Annotated in this window: 1 protein-coding gene; it reads right to left on the reverse strand. The window is 72.5% G+C overall.

Annotated elements, in window-relative coordinates:
• Window positions 1-59: 59 nt before the first annotated feature.
• Window positions 60-1,025: a formylmethanofuran--tetrahydromethanopterin N-formyltransferase gene (gene fhcD, locus B8460_RS15010; protein ID WP_241771203.1), complete on the reverse strand. Its 966-nt coding sequence runs from the start codon at window positions 1,023-1,025 to the stop codon at window positions 60-62.
• Window positions 1,026-1,144 lie beyond the last annotated feature (119 nt).

Here is a 1,144-nt window from a genome sequence, read left to right on the forward strand (position 1 = left end):
CGTGAGGGCCGCGAGGTCGATGCGCTGCGACGGCGTCGCGCGCGCGATGAGGCGCAGGGTCACCGCAGCAATTCCCGCAGATGAAAGTGATGCCGTCCGAGCTTGCCGCCGTAATTGCCCGCGCCGATGCGCAGCACGCCGCGGTCCGGCCCGAGATCGGTCGCCGCGTGCAGCCCCGCGCGCATCGCCGCCGCGACCGCGTCGGGCGTCAGGCCGTCGATGACGATTTCCAGCACGCAGCCGATCTCCGCGTCGAGCGCGGAGGCGACGCTGCCGCGCAAGGTCGGGCAATAGGCGTCGTTGGTGGAGGCGATCATGCCCTTGTACTTCGATCCGACCTTCGACCCGGAGCGCACGATGCCGCCGGGGAACGGGGCGATGCAGTCCGGCACCGCCGCGACCGCCGCCGCCGCCGCCTCCGCCGCGCGCAGGGTGGAGGCGAAGTCGCGGCCCATCAGCAGCAGGTTGCCGCCGCCGACCGCCGATTTCGTCAGCCCCGTCCGCCCCTCGATCACGAACTCGCCGTCCATCACCGGCAGGCGCCAGTAGCGGGTGCCGGCGAAGCGCTTGGAGATCTGCCAGCCATCGGCGAAGTAGCGCAACCGGTCGCCGAGCAGCAGCGTCTCCTCGCCCGCGAGCCCGGCATAGCAGGCCGAGCCGGGGCTGGTGAGCACGCATTGGCCGACGCGGTTCTGCACCTGTTTCTGTAATTCGGCCGTCGAGCCCGCGAACATCAGCACGCGCACCCCGGGGCGGCCGTCCGGCGTCTCGTCGGGCGGCATGTCGCGGTCGATCGCGGCCTCCGTCCCGCAGGCGATGACGGAGGTGGCGAAGCCGGTCATCGTCACCGCCGCCTGCCGCGCCCATTTGCGGTCGTGCGCGGTGATGATCAGCGCGGTCGCGCGCATGTCGAAGGCTTCGGCGAAGGTGTCGTCGATGCGCACGCCGTTGCGCCGCAGCGCGCGCGACGGCGCGCCGGCGGCCGAGGTGCGCACGGAGGGGGCGGCTTTCTTCACGCGCGGCACGGGACGATCTCCGCGGGCAGGGCGCGGCCGAGCAGGTCGGCCGGCACGTCGAAGGCGGTATGCGCGCAGCCATAGGTCGTTTCGTAGAAACGGGCGAGCCGCGCCTCGATCGCCGCGTC

The sequence above is a fragment of the Acidisphaera rubrifaciens HS-AP3 genome, assembly GCF_000964365.1.
Lineage (GTDB): Bacteria > Pseudomonadota > Alphaproteobacteria > Acetobacterales > Acetobacteraceae > Acidisphaera > Acidisphaera rubrifaciens.